This is a genomic window from Pseudarthrobacter sp. NPDC055928 (genome assembly GCF_042270935.1).
In the GTDB taxonomy this organism is placed as follows: domain Bacteria; phylum Actinomycetota; class Actinomycetes; order Actinomycetales; family Micrococcaceae; genus Arthrobacter.
On sequence record NZ_JBHJZH010000005.1, the window covers coordinates 110,096 to 135,459 of the forward strand.

At 63.8% G+C, this 25,364-nt stretch carries 26 protein-coding genes and 1 pseudogene; 9 read left to right on the top strand and 18 right to left on the bottom strand.

The window, feature by feature from the left end:
* Nucleotides 1–44 precede the first annotated feature (44 nt).
* Nucleotides 45–200, top strand: coding sequence for a hypothetical protein (locus ACFC25_RS08735; protein WP_376044812.1), 156 nt, complete (start codon nt 45–47; stop codon nt 198–200).
* 63 nt (nt 201–263) lie between these two features.
* Here ACFC25_RS08735 and ACFC25_RS08740 read toward each other — a convergent pair whose 3' ends face one another.
* The 4 genes and pseudogenes from ACFC25_RS08740 to ACFC25_RS08755 all read right to left on the bottom strand — a co-directional run.
* Complete coding sequence (locus ACFC25_RS08740) at nt 264–455, bottom strand: hypothetical protein (protein ID WP_376044813.1); 192 nt, start codon at nt 453–455, stop codon at nt 264–266.
* 154 nt (nt 456–609) lie between these two features.
* Nucleotides 610–1,257, bottom strand: coding sequence for a substrate-binding domain-containing protein (locus ACFC25_RS08745; RefSeq protein WP_376044814.1), 648 nt, complete (start codon nt 1,255–1,257; stop codon nt 610–612).
* Nucleotides 1,254–2,042: a hypothetical protein gene (locus tag ACFC25_RS08750; RefSeq protein ID WP_376044815.1), complete on the bottom strand. Its 789-nt coding sequence runs from the start codon at nt 2,040–2,042 to the stop codon at nt 1,254–1,256. The genes ACFC25_RS08745 and ACFC25_RS08750 overlap by 4 nt, the downstream gene beginning before the upstream one ends.
* Nucleotides 2,043–2,078: 36 nt before the next feature.
* Nucleotides 2,079–2,150 (bottom strand): annotated as a pseudogene (locus tag ACFC25_RS08755) (hypothetical protein); the annotation flags it as partial.
* 208 nt (nt 2,151–2,358) lie between these two features.
* Here ACFC25_RS08755 and ACFC25_RS08760 point away from each other — a divergent pair.
* Nucleotides 2,359–3,321 (top strand): hypothetical protein, encoded by a 963-nt coding sequence (locus ACFC25_RS08760; protein ID WP_376044816.1) that lies wholly within the window; start codon nt 2,359–2,361, stop codon nt 3,319–3,321.
* A 137-nt stretch (nt 3,322–3,458) separates the two neighbouring features.
* Here ACFC25_RS08760 and pdxS read toward each other — a convergent pair whose 3' ends face one another.
* Nucleotides 3,459–4,439, bottom strand: a complete 981-nt coding sequence (gene pdxS, locus ACFC25_RS08765; RefSeq protein ID WP_376044817.1) for a pyridoxal 5'-phosphate synthase lyase subunit PdxS — start codon at nt 4,437–4,439, stop codon at nt 3,459–3,461.
* A 1,346-nt stretch (nt 4,440–5,785) separates the two neighbouring features.
* Between pdxS and ACFC25_RS08770 the strand changes: the two genes are divergently transcribed.
* The 3 genes from ACFC25_RS08770 (at nt 5,786) to ACFC25_RS08780 (ending at nt 7,817) form a co-directional block, all read left to right on the top strand.
* Nucleotides 5,786–6,145 (top strand): hypothetical protein, encoded by a 360-nt coding sequence (locus tag ACFC25_RS08770; RefSeq protein WP_376044818.1) that lies wholly within the window; start codon nt 5,786–5,788, stop codon nt 6,143–6,145.
* Nucleotides 6,146–6,189: 44 nt separating this feature from the next.
* Nucleotides 6,190–7,122, top strand: coding sequence for a hypothetical protein (locus ACFC25_RS08775; RefSeq protein ID WP_376044819.1), 933 nt, complete (start codon nt 6,190–6,192; stop codon nt 7,120–7,122).
* Between the two features lie 413 nt (nt 7,123–7,535).
* Complete coding sequence (locus ACFC25_RS08780; protein ID WP_376044820.1) at nt 7,536–7,817, top strand: recombinase family protein; 282 nt, start codon at nt 7,536–7,538, stop codon at nt 7,815–7,817.
* A 114-nt stretch (nt 7,818–7,931) separates the two neighbouring features.
* Here the strand turns inward: ACFC25_RS08780 and ACFC25_RS08785 are convergent, their stop codons facing one another.
* Both ACFC25_RS08785 and ACFC25_RS08790 read right to left on the bottom strand, forming a co-directional pair.
* A complete protein-coding gene (locus ACFC25_RS08785; RefSeq protein WP_337350506.1) occupies nt 7,932–8,093 on the bottom strand; it encodes a hypothetical protein in 162 nt (53 codons plus the stop codon).
* On the bottom strand, nt 8,090–8,731 hold the full coding sequence (locus tag ACFC25_RS08790; protein ID WP_376044821.1) for a hypothetical protein: 642 nt from the start codon (nt 8,729–8,731) through the stop codon (nt 8,090–8,092). The genes ACFC25_RS08785 and ACFC25_RS08790 overlap by 4 nt, the downstream gene beginning before the upstream one ends.
* Nucleotides 8,732–9,301: 570 nt before the next feature.
* Between ACFC25_RS08790 and ACFC25_RS08795 the strand changes: the two genes are divergently transcribed.
* On the top strand, nt 9,302–9,532 hold the full coding sequence (locus ACFC25_RS08795) for a GH32 C-terminal domain-containing protein (RefSeq protein WP_376044901.1): 231 nt from the start codon (nt 9,302–9,304) through the stop codon (nt 9,530–9,532).
* Here ACFC25_RS08795 and ACFC25_RS08800 read toward each other — a convergent pair.
* The 5 genes from ACFC25_RS08800 to ACFC25_RS08820 form a co-directional block, all read right to left on the bottom strand.
* Entirely contained in the window at nt 9,529–10,668 is a 1,140-nt protein-coding gene (locus tag ACFC25_RS08800; protein ID WP_376044822.1) for an ROK family transcriptional regulator, read from the bottom strand. The genes ACFC25_RS08795 and ACFC25_RS08800 overlap by 4 nt on opposite strands.
* A gap of 35 nt (nt 10,669–10,703) precedes the next feature.
* Nucleotides 10,704–11,630 carry an ABC transporter substrate-binding protein gene (locus tag ACFC25_RS08805; protein WP_376044823.1) on the bottom strand — a complete coding sequence of 309 codons (927 nt, stop codon included), beginning with the start codon at nt 11,628–11,630 and terminating at the stop codon, nt 10,704–10,706.
* A gap of 85 nt (nt 11,631–11,715) precedes the next feature.
* Nucleotides 11,716–13,077 (bottom strand): aspartate aminotransferase family protein, encoded by a 1,362-nt coding sequence (locus tag ACFC25_RS08810; protein WP_376044824.1) that lies wholly within the window; start codon nt 13,075–13,077, stop codon nt 11,716–11,718.
* 31 nt (nt 13,078–13,108) lie between these two features.
* Nucleotides 13,109–14,224 carry a phosphotransferase gene (locus ACFC25_RS08815; RefSeq protein WP_376044825.1) on the bottom strand — a complete coding sequence of 372 codons (1,116 nt, stop codon included), beginning with the start codon at nt 14,222–14,224 and terminating at the stop codon, nt 13,109–13,111.
* A 198-nt stretch (nt 14,225–14,422) separates the two neighbouring features.
* Nucleotides 14,423–15,097: a haloacid dehalogenase type II gene (locus tag ACFC25_RS08820; RefSeq protein ID WP_376044826.1), complete on the bottom strand. Its 675-nt coding sequence runs from the start codon at nt 15,095–15,097 to the stop codon at nt 14,423–14,425.
* Nucleotides 15,098–15,471: 374 nt separating this feature from the next.
* On the opposite strand from ACFC25_RS08820, the gene ACFC25_RS08825 reads away from it, so the two are divergent.
* The gene (locus ACFC25_RS08825; protein ID WP_376044827.1) at nt 15,472–16,338 is read left to right on the top strand and encodes a pentapeptide repeat-containing protein; all 867 of its coding nucleotides are present in this window, start codon (nt 15,472–15,474) and stop codon (nt 16,336–16,338) included.
* Here the strand turns inward: ACFC25_RS08825 and ACFC25_RS08830 are convergent.
* Nucleotides 16,335–17,615 carry a glycoside hydrolase family 27 protein gene (locus ACFC25_RS08830; protein WP_376044828.1) on the bottom strand — a complete coding sequence of 427 codons (1,281 nt, stop codon included), beginning with the start codon at nt 17,613–17,615 and terminating at the stop codon, nt 16,335–16,337. The two genes, ACFC25_RS08825 and ACFC25_RS08830, sit on opposite strands and share 4 nt — an antisense overlap.
* A gap of 137 nt (nt 17,616–17,752) precedes the next feature.
* On the opposite strand from ACFC25_RS08830, the gene ACFC25_RS08835 reads away from it, so the two are divergent.
* A complete protein-coding gene (locus tag ACFC25_RS08835; RefSeq protein WP_376044829.1) occupies nt 17,753–19,009 on the top strand; it encodes a D-arabinono-1,4-lactone oxidase in 1,257 nt (418 codons plus the stop codon).
* A gap of 83 nt (nt 19,010–19,092) precedes the next feature.
* Here ACFC25_RS08835 and ACFC25_RS08840 read toward each other — a convergent pair whose 3' ends face one another.
* From ACFC25_RS08840 to ACFC25_RS08850, 3 genes are read right to left on the bottom strand one after another with little or no spacing between them, the layout of a single operon-like run.
* On the bottom strand, nt 19,093–20,862 hold the full coding sequence (locus tag ACFC25_RS08840) for an acetyl/propionyl/methylcrotonyl-CoA carboxylase subunit alpha (RefSeq protein WP_376044830.1): 1,770 nt from the start codon (nt 20,860–20,862) through the stop codon (nt 19,093–19,095).
* Entirely contained in the window at nt 20,862–22,565 is a 1,704-nt protein-coding gene (locus ACFC25_RS08845; protein WP_376044902.1) for a 5-oxoprolinase/urea amidolyase family protein, read from the bottom strand. Before ACFC25_RS08845 ends, ACFC25_RS08840 begins: the two co-directional genes overlap by 1 nt.
* 5 nt (nt 22,566–22,570) lie before the next feature.
* On the bottom strand, nt 22,571–23,341 hold the full coding sequence (locus tag ACFC25_RS08850) for a LamB/YcsF family protein (protein ID WP_376044831.1): 771 nt from the start codon (nt 23,339–23,341) through the stop codon (nt 22,571–22,573).
* A gap of 114 nt (nt 23,342–23,455) precedes the next feature.
* On the opposite strand from ACFC25_RS08850, the gene ACFC25_RS08855 reads away from it, so the two are divergent.
* Nucleotides 23,456–23,791, top strand: a complete 336-nt coding sequence (locus ACFC25_RS08855) for a hypothetical protein (RefSeq protein ID WP_376044832.1) — start codon at nt 23,456–23,458, stop codon at nt 23,789–23,791.
* Nucleotides 23,792–23,861: 70 nt separating this feature from the next.
* Here the strand turns inward: ACFC25_RS08855 and ACFC25_RS08860 are convergent, their stop codons facing one another.
* Complete coding sequence (locus tag ACFC25_RS08860; protein ID WP_337345226.1) at nt 23,862–24,407, bottom strand: MarR family transcriptional regulator; 546 nt, start codon at nt 24,405–24,407, stop codon at nt 23,862–23,864.
* A gap of 162 nt (nt 24,408–24,569) precedes the next feature.
* Nucleotides 24,570–25,334 (bottom strand): LysR family substrate-binding domain-containing protein, encoded by a 765-nt coding sequence (locus ACFC25_RS08865; RefSeq protein ID WP_376044833.1) that lies wholly within the window; start codon nt 25,332–25,334, stop codon nt 24,570–24,572.
* Nucleotides 25,335–25,364: the final 30 nt, after the last annotated feature.

A 25,364-nucleotide genomic window follows, 5' to 3' on the forward strand; every position in this document is an offset into this window, starting at 1 on the left:
ACGGCCCCGAGAGGTATGAACGACCCGTCCTTTAGGCTGGGGCCATGAGCGAGTCCATCTCGCCGGCTCTGCAGCCCCCGGTTGCTGTTGCCCTGGCGAAACTCGTCAAGACATTCCCGTCACCCGGCGCACTGCCAGGCGCGATCTACACGGAACCCAAATGGGACGGGTACCTTCACTGCACTCTGTCACCTGGGTAGGTAGCTGAATACAGGTTCATCGACATTTTCTGAGTCTTATGCTGAATGCATGTCTAGTCCCGATTAAGGGATACCGTCGGAGCTTCGCTTCCGGAGCTGCAGGCCGTCGCACCAGAAATGGTTCCTGGAGGTTGCATCCTTGCCGGCGAAGTTGTGGTGTGGTCCGGCGGCCGCCTGAACTTCGCAGCCTTTGATGTACCGTGCGTTGCCGGACATGACGTCCGCGGTCTGGCGTTCCGGGCACGCAGGGCGCACTTGGAGAAGCTCGCCACTGTCTGGTCTCCTCCAGTGTCCGGATCGTCGAACGCGAAGCTCCGCGTCTCGACCGCCGTCTGGCGGCCACGGCAAGCCGTTGCCGAGGAAGGTCGGCCAAGGCGGCCGGGGAAACGGGTTCCCGTTTCCCCGGGTGTCATCGTGGCATCGTGCTCTCGCGTACGACGAGTGAGGGCCGCAGCAGCACCTGTTCGGGTTTGCTGTCGGGGCTGTTGAGCAGGTCCAGCAGCAGGCGGACGGTGTGCTTCGCGGCGGTTTCCAGTGGCTGTGCGATGCTTGTCAGCCCGGGCGTGACGACGCGGGAACCGAGGCTGTCGTCGTAGCCGGTAATGCCGACGTCGCGGCCGGGTTCGAGTCCTCGTTCCCGGCACGCGCGCATTGCGCCGATTGCCATGGTGTCGCTTGGACAGATGATCCCTGACGCCGGTGTCTGCCGGTCGAGTAGTTCCCCGGCTAGCCGGCGCCCGGTCTCGACGTCGTCCGGGCCGCGCACAATCATCCCGCGCGTGGGGAGACCGTGCGAGCCCATGGCGCGCTGCCAGCCGGACTCGCGATCCTCGGCCAAGCCGGCCGATTTCTCCCAACCGAGGTAGGCGATGCGTCGGTGGCCGAGCTCGACCAGGTGGTTCACCGCCTGCTCGAGACCGGCGGCCCCATCGACATCGACCCACCAGCATTCCGACATTGGCAAACCCCAGGGCCTTCCGAACACGACGAATGGAATCTGGCGCTCGAGCAGGAAAAGTGGGAGTGGCAGGTCATCGGACGACGGGCAGGTGATCACGAAGCAGTCGACAGTATTGCGACGGAAGGTCTCCTCGACGATCTGGGTCTCTTCCTCGTAGGTCTCGGCTGCGTAATGGTAGTCCCGGTTCCGTCTGTCATCGTGGCGGGCTGGTGCAGGGCTGTGTAGGTGAACGTTTCGTTGGGGGTGACTCCGTCAGAGTAGGTGATGCCTGTTTTGTCTCCGGCGGTGTTGTAGCTGATGGTGGTGGTCCTGGCGGAGGGGTCGGTCCTGCCGGTGAGCTGTCCGGCGGCGTCGTAGGCGTAGGTGGTGGTTCTGTTCAGCCCGTCTTTGGAGGAGGTGAGCCGGTTCCTGGCGTCGTAGGTGTAGCTGGTGGTGTGGGCATTCTGGTCTGTTTGGGAAGTCAGGTTCCCGTCGTTGTCGTAGCCGCTGGAGGTCGTGGTGTTATCGGCCGCGGTAGTCACCGTGTGCCTCCCGAGGGCGTCATAGGTGTAGGTGGTCGTGTGCCCCAACGGGTCGGTGACTGAGGTTTTGTTCCCGGCCGCGTCGTAGGCGAACGTCGAGACCTTCCCGAGCGGGTCAGTAACGGTTTCCAGGAAACCAGCAGTGTTGTAGGCGTATGTCGTGGTCTTGCCGCTCGGGGTGGTCGTGGAAGTTTTTCGGCCGAGGATGTCGGAGGCGGTGCCCATGGTCCTGCCCAGAGCGTCAGTGACCGAAGTCCTGTTGCCGTAAGTGTCGTAGACGAATGTGGTAGCGTGCCCGTTCGGATCCGTGACAGAGGTGACGTCTCCCGGATGAGCTGAATCGCCGTACGTGTTCGTCACGACGGCTGACTGGGCCGTGCCGGTAAGGGGCCTGGAGGCTGTGAGCCTGTTCCCGGCGGCATCGTAGGTGAACGTGGTTGTCGTCCCGGCGGCGTCGGTGCTTTTCAGGCTTGGCTGCGATTCTGGATCAACAGGCCGAAGTCATACTGGCTGAATCGACAGATCGATCGAATGCAGCGCGACCGCCTCCAGGGGTAAGGTTCCGTCCTACCGGGCTCGGATGTAAATCCTCGGTCCTATTCCCGGCCGTGTAGGAGCCTAAACCTTTGAATCGGCCATGCCGACGACCAGGCAAGGCCCGCGATAGGGTCGCACCATGTCCCTTACGAGCCACCTCAGCAGCAAGGAATCGCCGATTCGGCAATTCATCTACGAGAGTGCCCCGCAGCTCGCACTAGCTGGAACCCGAGGTCACCGGGGCCGCGCGGTGGCCTCGTCGTTCGGCTTCGACGAGCTCATTTCGTTTGGAACTCGTCTCCCCATTCCCGAAGCGGTGAAGGACCGTCAGGGCCACGCGATCGTGGCGGGCATGGCTCTCGACTATCGCATTCGGATGGAGCTGCCCGGCTTCAACTTCGTGGACACGATGGCTCAGAGAGGGCTCGACCTTCTTGCTGCCGATCCGAGTGTCGTCCATAGGGGAAAGCACATCCACAAGATGCTGGAGCAGGCCGTAGGCTTCGCTTATCTCACTTGGAAGGAGCGGGACAGCCACCCGCTGAGCCTCGCCAGGGCGTCGGTTTATCTCGCTTGGTGCGAGAGTATCGCGCGGATAGGGCCGCATGAGGCACTTTCAGGTGAACTGGGCCGACGGATCAAGCGAGCGAAAAACGCCGTCGACCTCATGATGAGCATCGACGACTCGCTGGTCGTCGATATCGCAATCATGCGCGACGCGGTCGGGCCGCTCCTGGATGAGTGGAACCGCGGCATCGAGGCGGGCGACGACTACGTGCCCAACCCGCATTTCCTCGCAAGCGTGGCAGTAGGAGGGGCAGACGCTGATTGGGCTGTCGGTGACTTGCTCGTGGAGTTAAAGACGCGGGAGGAGATCACTAGCCCATGGATCAGGGACACGCTGTTCCAGCTGCTTGGCTATACACTCCTCGACCTCGACGATTCGCTGGGCATTCGCAGGCTCGGCATCCTGCTTCCCAGACAGCCCTACTTCGCGGTCTGGACTCTCGACGAGCTCCTCGGCGAGGACGCGAGTGAGGCGCTCCCGATTCTCCGAGCGGATTTTGCCGTCCTGCTGACCGATAATGGTATCTGCCGCTAGCCACGCCCGACCCTGACGGATGCAGGCTCGTCGATGTCAGGTCGAGCTTTGGCTAGGTTGATGCGAACGGCTGTGTGCCACTTCCTTAGAAGCGGGACACCCTCGAAGAATGGCAGCAAGGACTCTCCCTAGCTGGTTTACCAACCGCGTTCGGCGAGGCGGTGGGGCTGCGGGATCTCGTCGACGTTGATGCCCATGGCTTCGCCCAGGCCGCGGGAGGCCTTGGCGATGACGTCGGGGTCATCGAAGAAGGTGGTGGCCTTGACCACGGCGGCGGCGCGCTGGGCCGGGTTGCCGGAGTTAAAGATGCCCGAACCGACGAACACTCCGTCCGCCCCGAGCTGCATCATCATCGCCGCGTCCGCCGGGGTGGCGATGCCGCCGGCGGCGAAGAGCACCACCGGAAGCTTGCCGGTGGTCGCGATTTCCTTGACCAGTTCGTACGGGGCCTGCAGTTCCTTGGCCGCGACGTAGAGCTCATCCTCGGGCAGGGCAGCGAGCTTGAGGATTTCGGCGCGGATCTGGCGCATGTGGCCGGTGGCGTTGGAGACGTCGCCGGTGCCGGCCTCGCCCTTGGACCGGATCATTGCCGCGCCCTCGTTGATGCGGCGCAGCGCCTCACCCAGGTTCGTGGCGCCACAGACGAAGGGAACGGTGAAGTTCCACTTGTCGATGTGGTTGATGTAGTCGGCCGGGGTCAGGACCTCGGACTCGTCAATGTAGTCCACGCCCAGGGACTGCAGGATCTGGGCTTCGACGAAGTGGCCGATCCGGGCCTTGGCCATGACCGGCACGGACACGGCGTCGATGATCTTGTCGATCATGTCAGGATCGGACATGCGGGACACGCCGCCCTGGGCACGGATATCGGCCGGAACGCGTTCCAGCGCCATCACTGCCACGGCACCGGCGTCTTCGGCGATGCGGGCCTGTTCGACGTTGACGACGTCCATGATGACGCCGCCCTTGAGCATCTCAGCCATGCCGCGCTTAACGCGGGCCGGGGCCGCGGTCGTCACAGCGCTGTGCCAGTCGGCGACGTTGAAACGTGGGCCTTTGCGAACAGGGTCGTTGGGAGGCTCCCAGGGGCCATCCTCCAACGGCTCCGTTAGGGGCACGTCCTCTCTCGGTTCATCTTTCGGTGGCCCCTCTGATGCCCTACCCATACAACCATGCCAGCACAAGCCATAGAGTCAGCTGCAGGACCGCTGCCCCTAGAAAGAGAATGTATCGACTCCGGACTTTGGTGAGGCCTTCGCTGTTGTCCTCCGCCATCCCCTCGTATCGTTCCGCCAGGGCTCTGTAGAAGTCCGATTCACTTGGTGGACGCACGTCAGGTTCGATCCACCTCACCAGCGCGCTTGGGGATAGTCGGAAGCTCCAATCATGCCCACCACCGGCCCACGGTCGTCGGGTGGCCAGAAGCAAAGAAATGCACAGAGCAACAGTCAGGAGGGTAAACACCGAAGCTATAACAGCAACCAAATAAAAGGTCCATGGACGATCTGCGACTCTAAGGCTGGTACCAACTAGGAATGCGCTGGCGGCTCCCACAAAAGCAAGAAACTGGACGGAACGCTGCCGCATTGAGTCGAGTTCCGCCAACTGGTCGTCAACAGTTCTCTTGCCCTCTTCATAGGCAAGTTTGTACAACTCGGGTCGATCGTCCCGAGTTCGATGCCCTGGTGCTGTTTTTCCCGAAGGCCTAGCCGACTCCTCTGTCACGTAATCAGTGTAGAAGCGATTTGCCGTTTGAAGCATGCATCGCACTTCGCCAGCCTGCTGCATAGTTCGTAGACGCTTGAGGGAGTGTCTCCAAACCTTTGCTTGAATCGCTGTATCCATCGTTAGTTACAAGACTCTATGCATTTATAGCTACCGCTGGACGCCCGTCCCACGGCGGACGCCAGCGACCGGTCCGAAGACCGCTGCTACATCCCGGAACCCCTTAGTTTTCCCCGTTCTGGCCAGCACGACCAGGCAGAGAACGAAGGGCGGCAATAGCCTCGAACACCCGAGGATGAACAGGCTAAGGGAAAGGGGCAGAAGATCGAAGGTCATAGGAGCTCCTATTGGCAGCATGGAATAGGTGTTTGCCTAGTGCCGCCGTGGCGCAAGAAGTTTGCTGAAGGGTGGCCTTGGGCTCCGATCTCGCTTCGGAAGGGCCCCTTCAGTAGTCACCTTGAGCAATTCAGGTCGCGGGCCTACCACGCTGCTCAGCCCCCTAGGAAGGCCACCGATAAGTAATCTGCTACGGACCCTAGGTTGGTGTGCCCTAACAGTGCTTTGATCCTGCCATAACTCGGCCGGTTCTGTCAGTAGCGTCAGTAGCCCGCCTGGGACTGTCACAGCGAGCGTACTGCCCGGAATCGTGGAGTCAAACGCCTGCGAGTCGAACGGCTGCTGCACCTGGATGACATTTAGGGCAGCGAAAACGCCCTAGGCAATCTCAACAAACGATCCCTTGTCGCGAGCTGACGCATCACTCATGGCCGAGGCCGCCCACGTTGAGGCCGTCGTCAAGGAGACCCCGACGCCGGCAGAAGACGTTGTGGACCACCTGCAGCAAGCACGCGGCGCAGAAGCGCAGCTGAGTCCCGCACAGGAACGCGCCGAACGCATGGCCGCCCTCGCCCGAAAGGTCCGCGAGAACCGCGCAAAGCGGCACGGCCAGGATCCAGAAACCAAGAACCCGGAAGCGGTCAAGGAAGCCCTGGAACAGATCAAGGCCCGCCGCGCAGAAGAACAGGACCGTCGTGACCAGAACCGACGTTACGACGACCAGGCACCTCGCCAGGATCGAGGACCCGGATTCGGTCCGTAGCTGCCATCATGCACCGCCCTCCTTGGGGCTGGTATAAAGCTTGAATGACCATCCTTGACCAGCTGATCGACGGGCTCACCGAAGATTCCCTCTCGACATCAAACGCCCTGCGCAAGTTCCTGGTCGTGGGAAGCCGGCTCCAGTCGGAGCCCATCAAGGAATGGGTCAACGGCGAGCTAAACGGATATGGCAAGACACCTGTGGAGCGGTACCCCTCATACAGAGGTCCGCTCAGCACGCCCGTGGAAGTTCTGTTCGTTGGCCCATATCAAAGCTCGCAAAAGTACTACCTTGCCGAACATGAAGTTCCCGACGAGCGGGAATTCCGCCAAGCATTCTTCTATGTGTACCTCAACCAGTCCTTGGCGTCACTGGAGGAAATGACTAGGTCGAAGGAACCTATGGGGAGGCCCTGGCCGACTAACGCCGTGATGCAGCTCCGCCGCTGGTCGAACGAACACAAGGCACCGAGTCTGGAAATGCACGAAGTTCATTCAGCGAAGCAACTAGTGTCCCAGCCCCTGCTACATGGCGTGATAGATGCCGTCCGCAACAAGGCACTGCAACTTGCTCTCGACCTGCAGGCCGATGTTCCCGATGCCGGACAGTCGGGTGGCCCGACAGTTCAAAACAAGGAGGTAGAGAGAAAAGTGAGCTTTCACTTCGAAACCCATATACACGGCGGCACTAACACGGTGGGGATGGGCGAAAACGTAACGCAGAATGTCGCAATCAAGCAGGGCGATTCAGAGGCCCTGATGTTGGCGCTGGAAAAACTTGGTCTTGCCCAACACGACAGGCAGTCCCTGGGCGAAGCCCTCCAGAAGGACGGGAACAAGCCGGGACAAGCTGTCAAAGACTTTTTGTCGAAAATGGGGGCCGGCCTGATCAAGATCGGCGGGGAGGCAGTCAAGCCGGCAGCTGTTGTGGCTGTAAAGGGGGCAATCACAGCCTTCACAGGCGTACCGATTCCGTAAGCAGGGACACCTGCTCTGATGCGGGGTCTGAGGAGGATCGGTACGGAAATTCACGCTAAGCGGTCATACGGCGTCGCCTGCGCGTTTGATGGGACCGCAAAGAAGTCAAGAAATCCGCACCCATGGAAATACCCGGCTATTCACCATGGCGAAAACGATGCATTCCCGCACACAAGCCAACCCCGCCGATATACCGGTCCCGCAAGGCCAGCCGATGACTTGCCGTAAAGGGGGCGGTATGAGGTCTCATCAAAGGATCCTTTACCAAGACCGGACGAGCTGGTCGTCAACTATTTTCGAAACCCTGCCTTCCAGCGGTTCCAGCCAACCGTGCGTCGTCTCAACAATGTGTCTCAACTGATCTATTCTCAACAAAAGAGAAAGATGCCTTTGATGCGCCATGAGGAGTCGGTTTGGGCAGTATCGGATACGCCAGAGTCAGCACCACCGACCAGAACTCGGACCTGCAGCATGTGGCCTTGAAGGCCGCCGGCTGCCACCGGATCTTCACCGATCATGGAGTCAGTGGATCTAGGGCCAGTCGGCCCGAGCTGAACAAGATGCTCAAACACCTGCCCGGTGAGGGATCCCTTTACCGGACGCCTCCTATTCCAAGTCCGGGTGGCAGGACCACGTGGCTACGGCAGTTCCTGCCATCTGCAACTGAGGAGGCCGGGCCCGACGTGGTTCAATAGCCTTGCCTTTTGCAGGTCCCGCCCGCGGCCCAGGAGCCAGCTGCCGGCCCAAAGCAGCACAACGAGAATCAGGATCTCGGTGCCGTTGGGGGGCCGTGAGCCACGCCCGGGCGCTCATCCCCGTTCTCCGCTATTGAGCTCGAGACGTGCCTTCTCCCGCCGCTCGTCGGCTTGGAGGATGCCGTCGCGGACAGCGGCGCGAATGACGCCGTAGAGGACGTAGAAGAAGACGGCCGCGAAGACCACGAGCAGGACCGGGTTGTTGAGTGGATTCATCCCTGCACGTCTTCCTCAGGCCAGTACTTTTGGACTCCTGCAGCGGCCTCTCGAAGCTGACGGCCGTCGAGGATGATGGAGCTTTCGGGCAGGCCCATGTCGGTCCACTGGGCGACCAGGCGCAGGTCCCCGGCCGGCGGTAGCGGCCAGAGCCAGAGTGCGGCGTTTGCTGACATGTCATCTTCCCCGCCATTGCCGCCCTTGGGCCGGTATTCGAAGACCGGGCCGCTAGGTTCCTGGTCCATTGGCCTGTGCCCGTACATCGTCAGGGATGAGGTGCTGGCCTTGGTGCCGTCGGGGAACTGGACTCCGAGCAGGAGGATGGAGTCGGCAGAAATGCCCCCATCGCGCACTTGCGGCGCCGGTCGGTGAAAGACGGCATTGATTTCCGCCCACTTCCGGTCCCCCTGGTCGGTGCGGCGCAGAATCCAGTTCATGTCCATGATGCATCCCGTGGAGTAGACCTTGATGGCTTCAACGGACATCACAAAGGTCGGGGATTTGTGGACGAACCGACTCACCGGGACGACGGCGGGCAGTTCGTAGCGGGGTGGCGCCGTCCAGGGAGGCGGCGTGAACTGCGGCGTCCGTGGGCGGGGAGGCAGCGCCGGGATCGAGTAGTCCTGGAAGAAGGTCACGGTCGTTCCTACGGGTTCGATGGTTGCGACCGACCAGCGGAACAGCGGCGTGCGCCACCTTGGATCCCCCAATCCGTCCTTACCGGCCCCAGTCTAGCCCCGGACCAGAGCCCCAAGGATTTTGATGCCGGCGCGAAGGCAGGAACTGCCCGTAAGCCGATCCTCTATCGGGATGCAGGGATTGCCAGCTTCGATTAGTCGTGAAAGATGGTGAGCATGACACTTGACCCGTGGGAGTGCACTGAATTGTCGGAAGCTCCTCAGGATTGGATACTTGCCACCGAGAACGGCTGGGGCGCAAAACCGCTAATGCATCAGTCGGTGACCTTCCCTCAAAGGTCGCTCCAGTGCCGGCCTGGCGTGCGACGTGCTCGAACCCACCCCCCGTCTAGGGTCCTCGTTTCGAGGATGTTTGCAGGGAGTCCCCGGATATCCCTCGGGTGACGATCCGAGCCACCTGTGTTCTGAACCAGGATCGTCTCGGATCACACGGAGTATCTACCCCTGAGGAGGTACGTTCTTATCGGGCAGTCCATGACTCCTTGCGGTCGACTCCTCACGATCGGCTGGATGAACAACTGCCCGCACGGTTGCGTACACAGGGCTCGACGTCGAAGGCCTCCACCCGGGGGCGGCGCCGCAGTGCAGCTCATTGAGGCCACGTTTGTTCCCGGCTCCGCGGAAGGATTCGGCCTCGTGATCCGCGGCAACGGCAGTGAAGGGACCAGGATCGGCATCCGTCCGGTCGACGGCCGACTCGCAGTAGACAGGACGGACAAAGTTGCTGCGGAAAGTCGTTAGCTACCCCTTTGCCCCTCGAGACGGGCCTCAAGCATCGATTCCCGGAGCCGGGAGTGGGCCAGAGCCAATCCGGCATGCGCCGCTCCCCTGGCCACCGATAGTCCAACCACTTGCGTCACGACCCTGATCTCCGGAACGACGGGAAGGCTTTGCGCCAGCCGCCTCCGCACCTCGGGAAGAACCATGTCCACGAGCGGGCTCAAGCGACCCACAAAATACACGGACTCGGGGTCCAGCGTCACGGCAACGGCACCGACAGCGGTGACGATCGCCGTCGTAAACGCGTCCACCACTTCCGCGTGGGACGCCGCTTCCTGCTGTTGGGCCCAGAGTGCTTCGATGCCCTCCAGGTCCAGTCCCCGCCCCTGGGCGAATCGGAGGAGACCGCTTGTGCTCAGTAGCCCATCGAGGGTCTCGCTCCCAACGCCCGAAAAGAGAACACCACCAAGATCGCCGAAAGCAGGGGTCCGCCCCTGGACGATCTGCTGACCAGTACAACTGGCGAAGCTCAGCACCGTACTAAGCATGAACAAAGCAGCATTCCCTATGCTCGGATCGTCCTTAAGGATCCCTCGGAGCGATGCATTGGCATCGCTCTCAAGCGTCACGGGAGCCTTCAACCGGTCTTCAAGAGAATCCAGGAAAGTCTTCCTTGATTCCGGTGTCACGGACCAGTTAGGGCCACTAGGGACACGACCGGGCAGCGCGGCGACGACCTGGCGCAATGGCCCCTCTGCGGAATCACGGGTCTCCTCAATCACGCCCACCAGCCACTCGGCAATGGGTCCAACATCGGCTCCCTCGAGGCTGGGAACAACGACGTGCCTGACCTCGCGACCTCTCAGGTCCGTCACCAGGACGCAAGTGGTTCGCGCCCCGAAAGAGATCCCGACAATGTGCCCCGCCGTGCCGGGTACATCCAGATACGTCGAGCGCCGACCGCGGCGCACAACCGCATCGACTCCCTGCTCGACTACGAATCCGTCAACAAGAAGCTCATCCACCTTCCGGGACACCGTCGGCTGGCTCAGACGCGTCACCTCGATCAGCCTGTTGCGCGTCAAAGGGGCCTCGGAAAGGACCGCGTCCAGGACCGAAGCCTTGTTGTAGTCGCGTGCCGTGGGAGTGCTACTCATAGGCCAACCTTAATGAGGTTCAGGGCGAAACACCGCTAGCGGATCGCGGCTTCAGTGATGGCTGACTCGCCCAGGCCCCAGTACTCCAGGGACTCCTTGTATTCCGGGGTTTCCAGGACGGACTGGATGGCCTTCTGCAGGGCCGGTGTCAACGGTGATCCCTTCTTCACACCCATGGCGACGTTGGTGTTCGTACGGGTGTCCATCCTCGGCTCCAGAATGGTGAAATGGTTGGGCTGCTGATCGTTGGCCCAGGCCAGGGCACTGGCATCGTAGAAAACCCCGTCGACGCGCTTGGAGTCCAACTGCGTCAGGGCCTCCTGGACGTTGGGCAGTGTGATGGCGTTGATGGCCGGCTGGCCCTTTTCCTCACAGGTCCACTTCGAGACGTTCGGCAGGTGCTTCAACTGCTGGGTGGAGCCCTTGGTCACCGCGATGTTCTTGCCACAGAGCGAGTCGTTGGTCAGCTTGAGCGGGTTGTCCTTGGCTACCGCCACGGCCGAGCCGCCCTTGAGGTAGTTGATCATATCCATGACCTTCAGCCGCTCTTCAGTGGCGGACATCGTGGTGGCGGTGAAGTCGTACCGGCCGCCGTCGATACCGGGAACGATCGTGTCGAACGCCGTGTTCTCAAACTTCAGCTTCAGCCCCAGCTTTTTGGCCACCAGGCGGGCGAGGTCCGGGTTCACGCCAATCGGGGTGGTGTTGTCCTCCGCCAGGAACGTCATCGGCGGAGAGCTCAGATCCATCGCCACAGTCAGTTCACCCTTGGCCTTGTAGGCCTCCGGCAGCAGCGCCACCGCAGCCGGATCCGGCTGGACACCCTCAGAAACGTCACGAGTGTTCTGGGTCTTCCGAACTTCCGTCTCCGACGTTCCCGTAGCCGCACCGCCACAGGCGCTCATCGCCAGCACGACAGCAAGCCCCGCGGCGGCCGTCTGGATCTTGTTCATGGTCTTCATGGTGCTTCCCTTCAGTGGTTTCCGCTGATGTAATCCGCAGAATGAGTGAGCATGCTTAGCAAGGCTCCCCCGTTGCGTCCTGGTTTTAGCGCAGTGTTTTGAAGGCGCGGCCCATTCCTTCGAGCAGGCGGTCGGCGTCGTTGCTGGAGAAGGGCATGGGCGGACGGAGTTTCAGGACGTTGCCCTGGGCACCACAGGCCGAGATGAGGATCCGGTCCTGCCGGAGGGCATTTACGATGCCGGCGGCGGCCTCCCCATCAGGTGAGAGGGTGGACCGGTCGGTGACGAGATCAACGCCTATAAAGAAGCCGCTTCCGCGGACTTCTGCGACCTGTTCCAGGCCCTGGCTGAGGTCCTTGAGTCCGGTGAGGATCTTTCCGCCCACCTTGAGGGCGTTTTCTATGAGTGATTCCTCGCAGATCACGTCCAGGACGGCTTGAGCGGCCGCGATGGCTACGGAATTCCCGCCAAAGGTGTTGAAGTAGCGGATGTTCTTGCCGAACTCCTGCAGTAGTTCGGGCTTGAAGATTGCTGCCGCCACGGGGATGCCGTTGCCCATGGGTTTGCCGATGGTCACGATGTCCGGGACGATTCCGTGGCGTTGGAAGCCCCACCATTCCTCGCCGGTGCGGCCGAAGCCGGGCTGGACTTCATCGGCGACGTACAGGCCGCCGGCGGCGTGAACTTCTTCGATGATGGGACGGAGGAAGCCTGCCGGGCCGGCGAAGATACCGTCGGAGGAGAAAATGCTGTCGGCAATAAAGGCCGCCAGTCCGATGCCGTGCCGGTGAAGGTCGGCGATGGCGGCATGCACCTGATTCCTCAGGTGATCCTCCAGAGACCCTTGGTCCGATGAGTAGCGCAGGGCGTCCGGGGCATCAATGACCCGCACATTCGCGCCCAAGGGCACACCGACACCCAAGGAGGGCGAGAATGACGCTACTTCGGCGGTCAGGCCGTGGTACGCGCCGGAGGTGACGATAATGCCCTGGTTGCCGGTGGCGTATTTGGCCACCCGCATAGCGAGATCGTTGGCTTCGGACCCGGTGCAGGTGAACATGACATGGCCCAGCTCGGCCGGGAACGTGGACAGGAGCTGTTCGGAGTAATCAAGGATGGATTCCTGGACGTAGCGAGTGTTGGTGTTCAGCGTCTGCATCTGTTCGTGGACCGCGGCGATAACCCGTGGGTGGGCGTGGCCGACCGAGGGGACGTTGTTGTAAACGTCGAGGTACTCACTCCCGTCCCGGTCAAACAACTTCACGCCCTTGCCGCGAACGACCTCCAGCGGGGTGTCATAGAAAAGCCGGTACCCGGGTCCGAGGCTCTCGTCCCGGCGTCGGATGTTCTTCTGCATCTGATCCGGTAGCTCACCAAGGCGGCCGGGATCAAAGCCATTGACCATGGCCTTGGAAGGCTTACGGATGGTTTGGGGACTCGTGTTCATGATTCTCTCCTGGAAAGCTGGTGAATCTGGTTCAGGGTGCGAAGGGCAGTTGTGGTGCCGGCACAGCGGCGGTGGCGGCCAGCCGGTCCCAGTCCTGCTTGGAGTGGGAGAGCAGATAATCGCGCCGTTGAGGCAATTGACTCGCCCGCCACTGCGTAATCAGGGCCCGCAGGAGGAGGCGGGCCTGCGCTGAGATGATCAGGGCCTCCAACTCCCGAACGGGCAGCGGACGGATCCTCAGATAACCATCCATGACATGCAGTGCGTGCTCCCAGGGGCTGCCCGGGTCTGCTCCCAGCAGGTTGGCCATCATGACGCTGAGGTCGAAGATCACCGGCGTGCGCACGACGTCTCCGAAGTCGATGATCCCGCTCACGTAGTCCGGCCTGTCCGGGTCGATAAGGACGTTGAACGGGCTGAAATCCCCGTGCACAACCTGGGAAGTCAGGGAACCCAGCCGCGGGACGACTGTCTCGTCGAACTGATCGAAAATTCCTTCAGCAAGGGAGCGTTTCTGCTTCTCCTCGACATAGGCAAGCAGCGGCCGCATCCGGTGAAAGTGCTTGAGGTCCCAGAGGAGCAAACGGTCGGCACGCGCATGATCGAAGTCCCGCAAGGCAAGGCCCAGACGAGCAAGGCTTGAGCCCACCAACTGCAGCTGCCCGGCCGACGCCTCCTGACTGGACAGCAAATCTCCGGGCATGAAGCGCATCACCCGAAGTACCCGATTAAAAGGTCCTCCTGGTGGCGGGAGGAGGACTTGCGGCTCTCCGCCAAGGCTCCTAACAAGGCGTTGGACTGGAAGTTCAGGGACGGTCAGCTCCAAATACTCCATGCACGCCGTCTGCAGCTGGACAATCACCGGATCCTCATCCGATGGTGACACCTTCACCAGATACGTTTCTTCGCGGTCCCGGAGCCGGAAAGTCTCGTCCTTCTCGGTGGGAATCCGGGCAAGCGTCCCCTTCAGGCCGTAGGACTGTTCAAGGAGCTCCAAGACAGTCGAGTCAGCGAGCTGGGACTGCCCTGCAAGGAGTCCACTCTCCGATGCGACGGCAGCAATAAAAGCAGAGTCGCTATTGACGCCCGCCCCGTTTGCCCGGGCGAGGCCGGTGTGAAGTGCGCTGGGATCAACAGAAGGATTCATCTCACGCTTTCAATAGTCGAAGGAAAAAACCAGAAGACCTTCACAGCTGAGGATCTCGTGCCCGGCGGCAGTGCCGATAGAGAGTGCGCCGCAGCGGGTCAGGACGGAACAGGCGGGCGTCCCCGCCCACGGCGGAACGGCCGTGGGCGGCACACGCGGCTTCGAACCCGGTGACGGAGTCGGACAGGCTGGACCGGTTCAGAGACCGAGGTTCCTGTTGATCTCGTCCAGGGACCTAACAGTTGTGTAGTCATAGCCCACGGTGATGGGGTCATAACCACGGTCCAGCACAACGAGGTTCCGGAAGCCCATGTCGTGCATCGGGTGCATGTCGTACCGGGTGTGCGAGGCGACATGCAGGAAGTCCTCCGGCTTGGCATTGAGGGTGTCCAGCATGTATTCGAACGCCTGGTAGCGCGGCTTGTAGGCCTGGGCCTGCTCGGCGGTGAACACGGCATGGAAGTCGGCCCCGAGCTTGGGGATGCTGATGTCCAGGAAGCTGGTGTCCGCGTTGGACAGCGCCACGAGCTGGTAGTTATCGCCCATGAGCTTCAGCGGAGCCGGCACGTCCTCGTGCGCAACCCAGCCGCGTACAGCTTCTGCGAATTCCGCACCGGCACCAGGGGTCGGCCCAATGCCCCAGCGCTTGCACACGCGGTCAAAGGAATCCTGAAGGATCGCCTCGTAAGGCTTGTAATCGCCAAGGACCTCGTCGAACCGGTATCCACGGAACTGCTTCTTGAAGGTTGGCCACTGCTCTTCTGAGATGCGGCCATCAAGCAGGCGGCGGGTGGTGGGATCGATGTCGAAGTTGATGAGCGTGCCGTAGACATCAAAGGAGATGTACTTCGGCCGGAAGGTGTTTGAAGCCATGATAGGTCCCTTCATTGGGGCGTCAGGAGAGGGCCTCGGTCGTGACAGCATCTGCACCGTTAGACCGAGCTGAATGTTTTTGATTCACAATGAATCTAAATCCTCAAGCTGTCGATTGTCAACGATTTTCCTAAGATTTTTCTCCCCGACCAGGACACTGGCCAAGCTGCCGAGGAAGTGGGCGGCCCGGCGTCACTGGAGTAGTCTGGACCGCAGTGATTCTTCATATGTCTCTGTGACCCAGAGTTCCCGCAGCTTCCCGCAACTCCCGCGGCCTTCCCGTCCAGGAGTGCTGATTCCGCGCGCCCGCAAGGGGAACTCATCACGAGTTCCCCTTCTCCCCGCACACACCGGAACCAACTTTGGGAGAACCCATGAACGTCACTTCACAACGCCCATCCAGCATCCCCGCCCCGGAACGGGACAGCCTCCGCCCGGACTGCAGCAACTGCTTCGCGCTGTGCTGCACGGCCTTCGGCTTCGCGCGGTCCGCGGATTTCGCCATCGACAAGCCCGCCGCCACCCCCTGCCCGAACCTGGACCAGGATTTTTCCTGCACCATCCATGACCGGCTGCGGCCGCGGGGATTCCGTGGCTGCACGGTTTTTGACTGCTTTGGGGCTGGCCAAGCGGTGTCCCAACAGCTGTTCGCGGGCATCAGCTGGCGTGACGCCCCGGAATCGCAGCAGGACATGTTCGCGGCGTTTAGGGTCGTGCGGCAGTTGCACGAAATGCTCTGGCACCTGGCCGAAGCACAGGAAAGAACGTTCGACGCCGACACGGCCGGGGCGGCGCATGGGCTCCGGACGGCCATCGCGGACCTGGCCCGCGGTCCGCTGGCGGCGCTGCTCGCCTGTGACCTCGAAGGCCTCCATTCAGCCGTCAGGACAATGCTCATGGAGGTCAGCGAGGAAGTCCGCGCTGGCTACTTCGCCGGCGGTACGGACCAGTTGGACTCCGCCCTGAAACCCGGGGCCGACCTGGCGGGAGCGAACCTGCGAACCCGGAAGCTGTGTGGCGCGGACCTTCGGGGAGCGTGCCTGATAGCGGCAGACCTTCGCACAAGCGACCTGGCCGGCGTGGACCTGCTGGGCGCGGACCTCCGGGATGCAAGGTTCGACGGCGCCGACCTCAGCGCTGCGCTTTTCCTCACCCAACCCCAGCTCAATTCGGCCCGGGGCAGCAGAACCACCCTGCTTCCGCGGGGACTGTCTGCGCCGCGGCACTGGCAGCAGGACTAACCGGGGAAGCGGTACAGCTGCGCACCGTGGGCGGGCAGCTTCACCTCAAGAGCGGGCAGGCCGTCCTGAAAGCCAAGGGCGGCCTCGTCCCCGCTCCATGCTTCGCGTGCCCGGCCTCCGGACAAGGCACCCACGCCCAGGTCGCCCACGGGAATCATCCGGACCAGGTCCGCCGTCCCGGTGTTGAACACCGCGACAAACCGGTCCTCCGACGTCGTGCTTTCCGCTGCCCAAAGCACCAGGTCACCATCGCGGAGCAACTCACGGTTGTTGCGGCTCGCGTTGAGGACGTCGAGCAGATCGGTATTGGTCAGGAGGGCCAGCGTTTCGGGCGGCGACGACGGCAGGTCGCAGCCAAGCATCAGCGGCGAACGCGATACGCACCAGAGCGTCAACATAGTCCGCTGCTCATCCATGGTCAGGCGGCTGAGCCGTGCCGTGCCGCGTTCGGCGCGCAGGGCGATCCGCCCCACTGGCAGCATGTCCGCATCCGCCCAGGCGCCCTCGCGCTGGTGCGGCGCCCAGCGGGCCATCCGCGCGAACTGCGCTTCGACGTCCTCCCAGACATCCCACAGGTCATCGGACACCCGCCACATCTGGGAGTTGCCGCGAAGATGCTCCAGGTGGGCCAGGGACAGCACCCGGCCAGGCGACAGGCTGAGAACCATGTCCCGGCCGCAGCGTGAAATGGCGCGCTGATAGGCGGCGATCTCCGCGGCGAAGTATGGCCCCAGCATGTCGTCGGCCTTGACGAAGTCAACGCCCCATTCCGCGAACAGCCGCAGCTGGGAGTCGTAGTAGGCCTGCGCTCCGGGATGATCATGGTTGAGGCCAAAATTGTCGGTGTTCCACTCGCACGTGGAGGACGTGTCTGCGATCTGGTCCGCCGTGGCATTGGTGCCTTCAACGGGCAGCCTGTCCCGGACGGCTTGGCGGGGGATGCCACGCATGATGTGCAGCCCGAACTTCAAGCCCATCCCGTGAATGCGCTCCGCGAGCGGCTCAAAGCCCCGGCCGCCCGCCGCAGACGGGAACCGGTTGACGGCGGGCAACTGGCGGCCGAAGCCGTCCAACTCCAGCGCGGCTCCGTCGTTGTAGCCGCCGGCACGGGCCGCAGATTCATACCACTGGATGTCCACCACCACGGTGTCCCAGCCGTACGGCAGAAGATGCTCGGCCATGAAGGCAGCGTTTGCCACGACCTCCTCTTCCGTCACGGTGGTGCCGTAGCAGTCCCAGCTGTTCCAGCCCATAGGAGGTGTCTGCGCGAGTGTCATCGGGCCAATTTACAACGATATAAACTGAAGCACCAGCACTCCGCGCTGGCCAGATTCTGAGAAACTTTACGAAATCCTTGACAACTTTCGTGAGCAAAGTAGCGTGGAAGCCATACCCTCCACCGGAAAGCGATCCAATGAAGAACTGGGCAGGAAACCTCGAATACTCCTCCGCTGACGTCCAACGACCGGCCTCAGTGGCCGGGCTCGCCGAGGTGGTGGCCGGCGCCAGCCGGGTAAAAGCACTCGGATCGCGGCACTCGTTCAACCGCGTAGGCGATACCGACGGCGTGCACGTCCTCCTGGACGCCCTGCCGCAGGAAATCGAGCTGGACTCGGCGCGGCAGACCGTCCGGGTCAGCGGCGGTATCAGCTACGGAGCCCTGTGCCGCACGCTGGAAAAGTCCGGCGTCGCGATCCACAACCTCGCCTCCCTGCCACATATCTCGGTGGCCGGCGCCATCCAGACCGGGACGCACGGCTCGGGCGTGGAGAACCCCTCCCTGGCCGGCGCCGTCGAACGCATCGACCTGGTCCGCGCCTCCGGCGAACAGGTGTCCCTGTCCCGCGAGGACGGGGACGAGTTCCTGGGCAGCGTGGTGGGCCTCGGTGCCCGGGGCATCGTCACCAGCCTGGAACTGTCCGTGCGGCCGAGCTTTCAGATGCGGCAGCGGGTCCTGGAAAACCTGCCGTGGGACCGGGCCCTGGCCGACTTCCCGGCACTGGTCTCCAGCGCCTACAGCGTCAGCCTCTTCACCGATTACGCCGGTGACGCCATCAGCCAGGTGTGGCTCAAGGCCCTCCACTCCCAGCCGGTCCTGACCGAACTCTTCGGCGCCACCCCGGCCGTGGAAGCCCGGCACCCCCTGCCCGGAATGTCCGGCGAAAACTGCACGGTGCAGCTGGACGAACCCGGCCCTTGGCTGGACCGGTTGCCGCATTTCCGCCACGAATTCACGCCCAGCAACGGCGAGGAACTCCAAAGCGAATACATCCTGCCCCTGGAGCACGGACCGGCCGCCATCCAGGCCATCCGCAGCCTCGCGGCCAAGCTGGCGCCGCTGCTGTTCGTCTCCGAAATCCGCACCGGGGCCGCGGACGAGTTCTGGCTCAGCCCCTTCTACCGGCAGCAGAGCGTGGCCCTGCACTTCACGTGGAAGCCGCTGCAGTCCGAGGTGGAGGCTGTCCTTCCCGAGCTGGAGGAACTCCTCCGCCCGTTCGGGGCCCGGCCGCACTGGGGAAAGCTGTTTACGCCAGCCGGCCACGACTGGGAAGCGCTGTACCCGAAGTTCGCCGATTTCCGCGCCCTGGCAGCCCGGCACGATCCCGAAGGCAAGTTCCGCAACGGATTGCTGGACAGCATCCTGGGAGCTCCGGCGGCCAGCCTGCGCTGACCCCTGTCCATCGGAGTTTTTGTCCAGCTACGGGGACTTCCGGGGCCGCCGGCCCGCCGTACCTGGACAAAAACCTCCAGCTGTTAGCTGATCAGCGCCAGCACGGCTCCGGCCATCACTACCCCACCGGATTTGGCCCTGACGTCGGTGACCTTACCGTCACGGTGCGCGGCGACCTGGGTTTCCATCTTCATGGCCTCAAGCACCACCACGGGATCCCCCGCAGCAACCTCGGCTCCAGGCTCCACGAGCCACTTCACCACCGTGCCGGACATGCCCGCGCGGAGCTCACCTGGATCCCCAGAGGTGGCGGCAGCACCGCCGTCGGCCGCCCCCTGCGAGGAGGCAACAGAAACCCCGTCGGGCACAGCCCCGCCGGACCGCGCCCAGCCATCCAGCAGGACCGCGGGAAGGCCGACGGCGAGGCGCCGGCCGTCGACGTCGACGGTAATGGTGCGCCGCTCACCATCCGGAACGGACGTGCCGAACTCCGGATCCGCCGCGATCGAATCGGCGAAGTCCGTCTCGATCCACCGGGTGTGGATGCCGAGGGCGGTTTCGGAGGTGAAGTCCGGAGCCTGGACGACCGCGCGGTGGAACGGCAGGACGGTGGCAACGCCCGTGATCTGCATTTCTGCGAGGGCGCGGCGGGCACGGCGGAGCGCCTGCTGGCGGTCGGCGCCGGTGACGATCAGCTTGGCCAGCAGGGAATCGAACTGTGGCGCCACGATGGAGCCGGAACGGACTCCGGAGTCGAGCCGGATGCCCGGACCGGTGGGACCGCTGAAGCTGGTGATCGTACCGGGTGACGGGAGGAAGCCCCGGCCCACGTCCTCGGCGTTGAGCCGGAATTCGAAGGAGTGGCCGCGCGGTGCGGGATCGGAAGCGAAACGCAGCGGCTCGCCGGCGGCGATGCGGAGCTGCTCCTGGACGAGGTCGATTCCCGTGGTCTCCTCGGTGATGGGGTGCTCCACCTGCAGGCGGGTGTTCACCTCAAGGAAGGCGACGGTACCGTCTGCGGCAACCAGGAATTCCACCGTTCCGGCCCCTGAGTAGGAGGCTTCGCGGCAGACTGCCTTGGCGGCGTCGTAAATTTGCCGGGTCTGAGCTTCGGTCAGGAACGGTGCGGGCGCCTCTTCAACGAGTTTCTGGTGTCGGCGCTGCAGCGAGCAGTCGCGGGTTCCCACCACCACCACGTTGCCGTGCTGGTCCGCCAGGACCTGCGCTTCCACGTGCCGGGGCCGGTCCAGGTACCGCTCCACAAAGCACTCGCCGCGGCCGAAGGCCACCACAGCTTCGCGGACTGCCGAGTCGAAGGATTCCTCGATCTGGTCCAGCTCCCGGACCACTTTCAGCCCGCGCCCGCCACCCCCAAAGGCCGCCTTGATGGCGATGGGGAGGCCGTGCTGTTCGGCGAACTCGCGTGCCTCGGCGGCCGTGGCCACCGGTCCGTCGCTGCCGGCCACCAGCGGAGCCCCGGCTCGGACAGCGATCTCACGCGCCGTGATCTTGTTGCCAAGCTGCCGGATGGCCTCCGGCGTGGGGCCGATCCAAGTCAGGCCAGCATCCAAAACGGCCTGGGCAAAGCCAGCGTTCTCGGACAGGAAGCCGTAGCCGGGATGGATGGCGTCAGCACCGGAAGCCGCGGCTGCCTGTAACAGTTTGGGGATGTCCAGGTAGGTTTCCGACGGCGCGTTGCCGCCCAGACTGTAGGCCTCGGTGGCGGCGCCAACGTGCATGGCGTCGGCGTCCACGTCCGCGTACACCGCTACGGATTCCAGGCCTGCGTCCTCGCAGGCGCGGGCAATGCGGACGGCGATTTCTCCGCGGTTGGCGATCAGGACCTTGCGCATCAGTTGCTCACTTTTGTCTGGGAAGTTTTGGGAGAGGAATAGCTGGTGGGACGCCCGTGGCCGGGAGCCCAGCGAAAGCGGATGGAGCCGCCGATCGGCACCTGGGCGGCCAGGTCAAGTTGGTGGTCCACCACCACGCCGATTACCGGGTAGCCGCCCGTTATGGGGTGGTCGGCCAGGAAAAGCACGGGCTGGCCCTCGGGCGGGATCTGGAGCGCGCCGGCCATGGTTCCTTCGCTGGGCAGTTCACCATCCCGGCTCCGGTTCAGCGGCTGGCCGTCCAGGCGCATACCCACCCGGTTGGAGCGGGGCGTTACGGCCCAGTCCTGGCTGCAGAGCGATTCCAGCGCGGCGTCGTCGAACCAGTCATCGCGCGGGCCGGGGACGATGTCCAGGACTGTGACGCCGGTATCCGGGAAATCAGGCTGCAGTTCGGGGTTGCCCACCACGTTGGAGGATGTGGCAGCGCCCGCGCCCAGCAGCTGCCCGGCGGCCAGCGGCGCAGGCCCGATCCCGGACATGGTGTCCGTGGACCGGCTTCCGAGCACGGCGTCGGCCAGCGCCCCGCCGCGGATAGCGAGGTAGGTGCGGAAGCCGCGCTCCGGCGCCCCGATGGTCAGGATCTCGCCGTCCAGCAGGGCAAATGCCGTGGCCATGGGCACGGTGCGAACCTGCTCCGGTTGATCATCTTCCGGTGCGGCTTCGCCGGAAGCGGACGACGGCGTCACAACAGTCAGTGCCGACGGCGCGCCGGTGACTGCCAGGACCTGGTCCCCCACCGCCTGCACGCGCAGCCCGCCCGCAACGGATTCGACGACGGCGGCCGACGGCTGGTTGCCCACGATCCGGTTGGCGCGGCGCAGGGAAGAGCGGTCCAGGGCTCCGGCGGAGGACACGCCCAGGCCGGCGTGGCCGGGACGGCCGAGGTCCTGGATGAGGCTTTGGAGTCCCGGTGACAGGATCCGCAGGCCGGACTGGGTTCCAGTGGCGTTCGTGGTGGCGTTTTCGCGGCGAGCGGCGTCGGAAGCAGTTGACTGAGGGGCAACCTCAACGAGCTCCCGCACCGCCCGGAACTGCACGCGGTCGCCTGGCGCGGCCAAGGCCGGCTGCTCGCGGCTGAGGTCCCACATGTGCGCCGCGGTCCGGCCGATCAGTTGCCAGCCACCCGGGGACTTCCGCGGGTATACGGCGGAGTAGTTGCCCGCCAGGGCCACCGAGCCTGCCGGGACGGCGGTCCGGGGCGAACTCCGGCGTGGAACTTCAAGGACCTGGTTCTCCCCCACCATGTAGCCAAAGCCCGGGGCGAAGCCACCAAAGGCCACGGTCCAGATCTGTCCGGTGTGGGCGGCGATGACGCCGTGAGCGCTGAGGCCGGTGAGCCGCGCTACTTCGGCGAGGTCCTCGCCGTCGTACACGGTATCGATCTGCACCAGCTTGCCTTCGGCGTGGGATTGGACCGTCAGGTCCATGCCCAGCAGCAGGCTGCCCATCCGGCGTGCGGCCGCGGGCGAGTCCGCCTTGACCATCACGGTTTCGGCGGCGGCCAGGACATCCACCTGGCCGGGCAGCGGCTCTTCCAGGAGCAGTGCCTGCAGGGCCAGCACGTCATGGAGCCCGGAGAGTTCGGCGAGAACCGCCGTCGTGCCTACCGGCCGGACGGCGAGGACACGGGCTGCCGCGCTGGTTTTACTGACTGTTTCCATCGGAATCACGCGGCCGCTCCGGCGAAGGCCGAGATCGTGACCCCGGCGGCGGCAAGCGCGTCTTTGACCGCGATGGCCATCTCCACGGCGCCGGGGGAGTCGCCGTGGACGCAGATGCTTTCGGCGTGGATCTTCAGGACGGACCCGTCGACGGTGCGGACGGATGATTCGGTGGCCATCCGGAGCACGTGCTCGGCCACCTGCGCAGGGTCCTCAAGCACGGCGCCGGGCAGGGTGCGGGAAACCAGGGTGCCGTCGGGGTTGTAGGCCCGGTCCGCGAAGGCTTCAGTGACCGGCCGCAGCCCTGCTGCTTCGGCGAGCCGGAGCACCTCGGAGCCCGGAAGGCCAAGAATGGGAAGTCCCGGGTCCACGGACTTCACGGCGTCCACCACTGCCTGCGCCTGGGCAGTGTGATGGACGATGGCGTTATACAGGCCGCCGTGGGGCTTGACGTACCGGACCTGGGCGCCTTCCGCAGCGGCCAGCGCCTGCAGCGCGCCGATCTGGTAGACGACGTCGTCCGCCAGTTCGCCGGGGCTGATGTCCAGGAAGCGGCGGCCGAAGCCAGCAAGGTCCCGGTAGCCCACATGCGCGCCGATGACCACGTTCGCGGCCGCGGCCTTGCGGCACGTTGCCCTGATCACACTGGGATCGCCGGCATGGAAGCCGCACGCCACGTTCGCGCTGCTGACAGAGCGGAACATGGCCGAGTCATCGCCGAGCGTCCAGCGTCCGAACGATTCACCTACGTCACTGTTCAGGTCGATGCTTGCCATTGTGATCCTCATCTCATGGGTGTGCTCTACCAAGAATGCCCTAAATCCTCGGATTGTTCAACAATCCAACGATATTGAATCGGACGAATTTTCCTGGGCCGCTAGGCTGGAGGAATGAAACGCTGCCTTGCCGCCCTGTCCGCCGTCCCCCTGATGCTTGTCCTCGCCGGCTGCGGATCCGTGCAGGAGGCTGCCGAAACAGCAGCCAGCGACGCCGCCTCGAAGGTGGCCACCGCCGCGGCGGATGAGGTCACCAGGCAAATCTGCGCGGTGATCCAGGATGGCCTGGTCAGCGTGGAGGACAAGGCAGTACTTGGCGGGCTGGTGGCCGCCGCCGAAACAGCCGGCGTCCCCTCAGACATCACAACCCCGCTGGGCCAGATCGCCGAAGCCGGAGACCAAGTTCCGGCTGAGTCGGTTACAGCATTGAAGGAAGCCTGCCCGGCCTAGCTGCAGGTCCCCCACCCGCCGAACCGGCCGCGCTCATGGCCGGGGCCGCTCCCGTTCGGCTCAGCACAGCTCACCCGCGCCGATGCTCGACATTCGGACTGTCCACCCCATGGAGCTTGGCGGCATGGTCTCCCGCGCTGCGGGGATGCCGGTCTTCCGGCTCAGGGAACCGCACGACGGCGGAATCCGGGTCCGGACTCGGCAGCGAACCTACCAGCTTGGCAAGTTCCTCCCGGAGGACTTTCCACCCGATGGCCGGGTCCTGGGGATAAGCGCGGATCTCAGCCTGCGCTGCCGCAGCCAGGGCGGCGGCGCCAACTTCGGTGAGTTCAACCTTGAATTGCCTGCGGTCAACGGTTTGCCGCGTCCGCGTGATGTGGCCCGTCCCCTCCAGCCGGAGCAGGACCCGGCCTAAGGTCTGGCTCTGCACGTGTACCGCGGCTGCCAACTGTTCCTGGTTGAGCGGCCCGGCCGAAAGACCCTCGAGGGCGATGACGGCGGCGCGGGTCAGGCCCAGCGGCGCAAGGGCATCGTCCTGCCGCCGCTGGACCATTCGCGCGGCCAGTGTCAGCAGGCGGTAGCTGTTCCGGGCATCTGGATCAAGATTGCTGCTCATCGACCGCGGCCTCCTGTGGATGGCGGATTGGGCGTGGTGGCACCTCTTCTGGTGCACCGCTTCCGCCTCCACAATAAGCATGCTTACCATGTGAATTGCAAGTATGCTTATTATCTCCCCTTGGCCGGTGGCCGATTATGCGCTGGTTGGGGCTCTGGAACTCTAACGCTTGCCCTTTTTCCGGGAGCCCTTGCCCCGGCCCTTGTCCGGATTCGGGGCATACCGCTGCGCCACCTTGGGCTTCTTGACTGCAGGTCCCCGCCGGTCCGGCTTCGGTTCCCGCTTCGGCTTTTCCTGCTGGGCTGAAGGCTGCCGCGAACTCTGCGCCGTCCGGCCACGGACAATCCCTATGAACTCTTCAATGATCTCGTCCGTGGATTCGCTGGGCCAGGCCACGGCGATCTCCGTGGCGGGCGCACCAGTCAGGCGCCGGGCAACGGTGTCCTTGACGTTGAAGTGGCGCGCCACTGACATTGGCAGAATGACCAGGCCCGCCCCGGAGGCCACCACCTGCATGGCCATTTCCGCTCCGCCGAGTTCGGCCACGTCCAGGAACGTCTCTTCGGCCAGGTCCGCCAGCGCCACTTCCTCAAACACCGAGATCTCGTGTCCCTTGGGGGCGACCACTACGGGCTGCTCCTCATACAGGGGAATCACACTGAGGCCTTCGCGGTCCACGGGGAGCCGGACGAAGCTGAGGTCCGCGGAACCGTCACGCAGCACTTCCAGCTGCGCGCCGTCGTCGGACATAAAAGACTGCAGCGGGATATCCAGCACACGCTCTTCCCAGCGGCGGATCCACTTGCCCGGCGTCACGCCGGCCACGTAGGCGAAGCGCAGCACCCGCGGAGCCTCTTCCTCCGGCGAGTCAGCGGGGCTGTTATTGGAGGGCGCGGCGTTCTGCGGGGATTCATTGTCAGCGGGCACGTCTTCACAGTACCGCCCGCCCGGATACCC

Coding starts and splice junctions, on each gene's coding strand:
- ACFC25_RS08735 (WP_376044812.1), top strand. CDS start 45: ATGAGCGAGTCCATCTCGCCGGCTCTGCAGCCCCCGGTTGCTGTTGCC.
- ACFC25_RS08760 (WP_376044816.1), top strand. CDS start 2,359: ATGTCCCTTACGAGCCACCTCAGCAGCAAGGAATCGCCGATTCGGCAA.
- ACFC25_RS08775 (WP_376044819.1), top strand. CDS start 6,190: ATGACCATCCTTGACCAGCTGATCGACGGGCTCACCGAAGATTCCCTC.
- ACFC25_RS08785 (WP_337350506.1), bottom strand. CDS start 8,093: ATGAATCCACTCAACAACCCGGTCCTGCTCGTGGTCTTCGCGGCCGTC.
- ACFC25_RS08795 (WP_376044901.1), top strand. CDS start 9,302: ATGAACAACTGCCCGCACGGTTGCGTACACAGGGCTCGACGTCGAAGG.
- ACFC25_RS08800 (WP_376044822.1), bottom strand. CDS start 10,668: ATGAGTAGCACTCCCACGGCACGCGACTACAACAAGGCTTCGGTCCTG.
- ACFC25_RS08805 (WP_376044823.1), bottom strand. CDS start 11,630: ATGAAGACCATGAACAAGATCCAGACGGCCGCCGCGGGGCTTGCTGTC.
- ACFC25_RS08810 (WP_376044824.1), bottom strand. CDS start 13,077: ATGAACACGAGTCCCCAAACCATCCGTAAGCCTTCCAAGGCCATGGTC.
- ACFC25_RS08815 (WP_376044825.1), bottom strand. CDS start 14,224: ATGAATCCTTCTGTTGATCCCAGCGCACTTCACACCGGCCTCGCCCGG.
- ACFC25_RS08820 (WP_376044826.1), bottom strand. CDS start 15,097: ATGGCTTCAAACACCTTCCGGCCGAAGTACATCTCCTTTGATGTCTAC.
- ACFC25_RS08825 (WP_376044827.1), top strand. CDS start 15,472: ATGAACGTCACTTCACAACGCCCATCCAGCATCCCCGCCCCGGAACGG.
- ACFC25_RS08830 (WP_376044828.1), bottom strand. CDS start 17,615: ATGACACTCGCGCAGACACCTCCTATGGGCTGGAACAGCTGGGACTGC.
- ACFC25_RS08835 (WP_376044829.1), top strand. CDS start 17,753: ATGAAGAACTGGGCAGGAAACCTCGAATACTCCTCCGCTGACGTCCAA.
- ACFC25_RS08840 (WP_376044830.1), bottom strand. CDS start 20,862: ATGCGCAAGGTCCTGATCGCCAACCGCGGAGAAATCGCCGTCCGCATT.
- ACFC25_RS08845 (WP_376044902.1), bottom strand. CDS start 22,565: ATGGAAACAGTCAGTAAAACCAGCGCGGCAGCCCGTGTCCTCGCCGTC.
- ACFC25_RS08850 (WP_376044831.1), bottom strand. CDS start 23,341: ATGGCAAGCATCGACCTGAACAGTGACGTAGGTGAATCGTTCGGACGC.
- ACFC25_RS08855 (WP_376044832.1), top strand. CDS start 23,456: ATGAAACGCTGCCTTGCCGCCCTGTCCGCCGTCCCCCTGATGCTTGTC.
- ACFC25_RS08860 (WP_337345226.1), bottom strand. CDS start 24,407: ATGAGCAGCAATCTTGATCCAGATGCCCGGAACAGCTACCGCCTGCTG.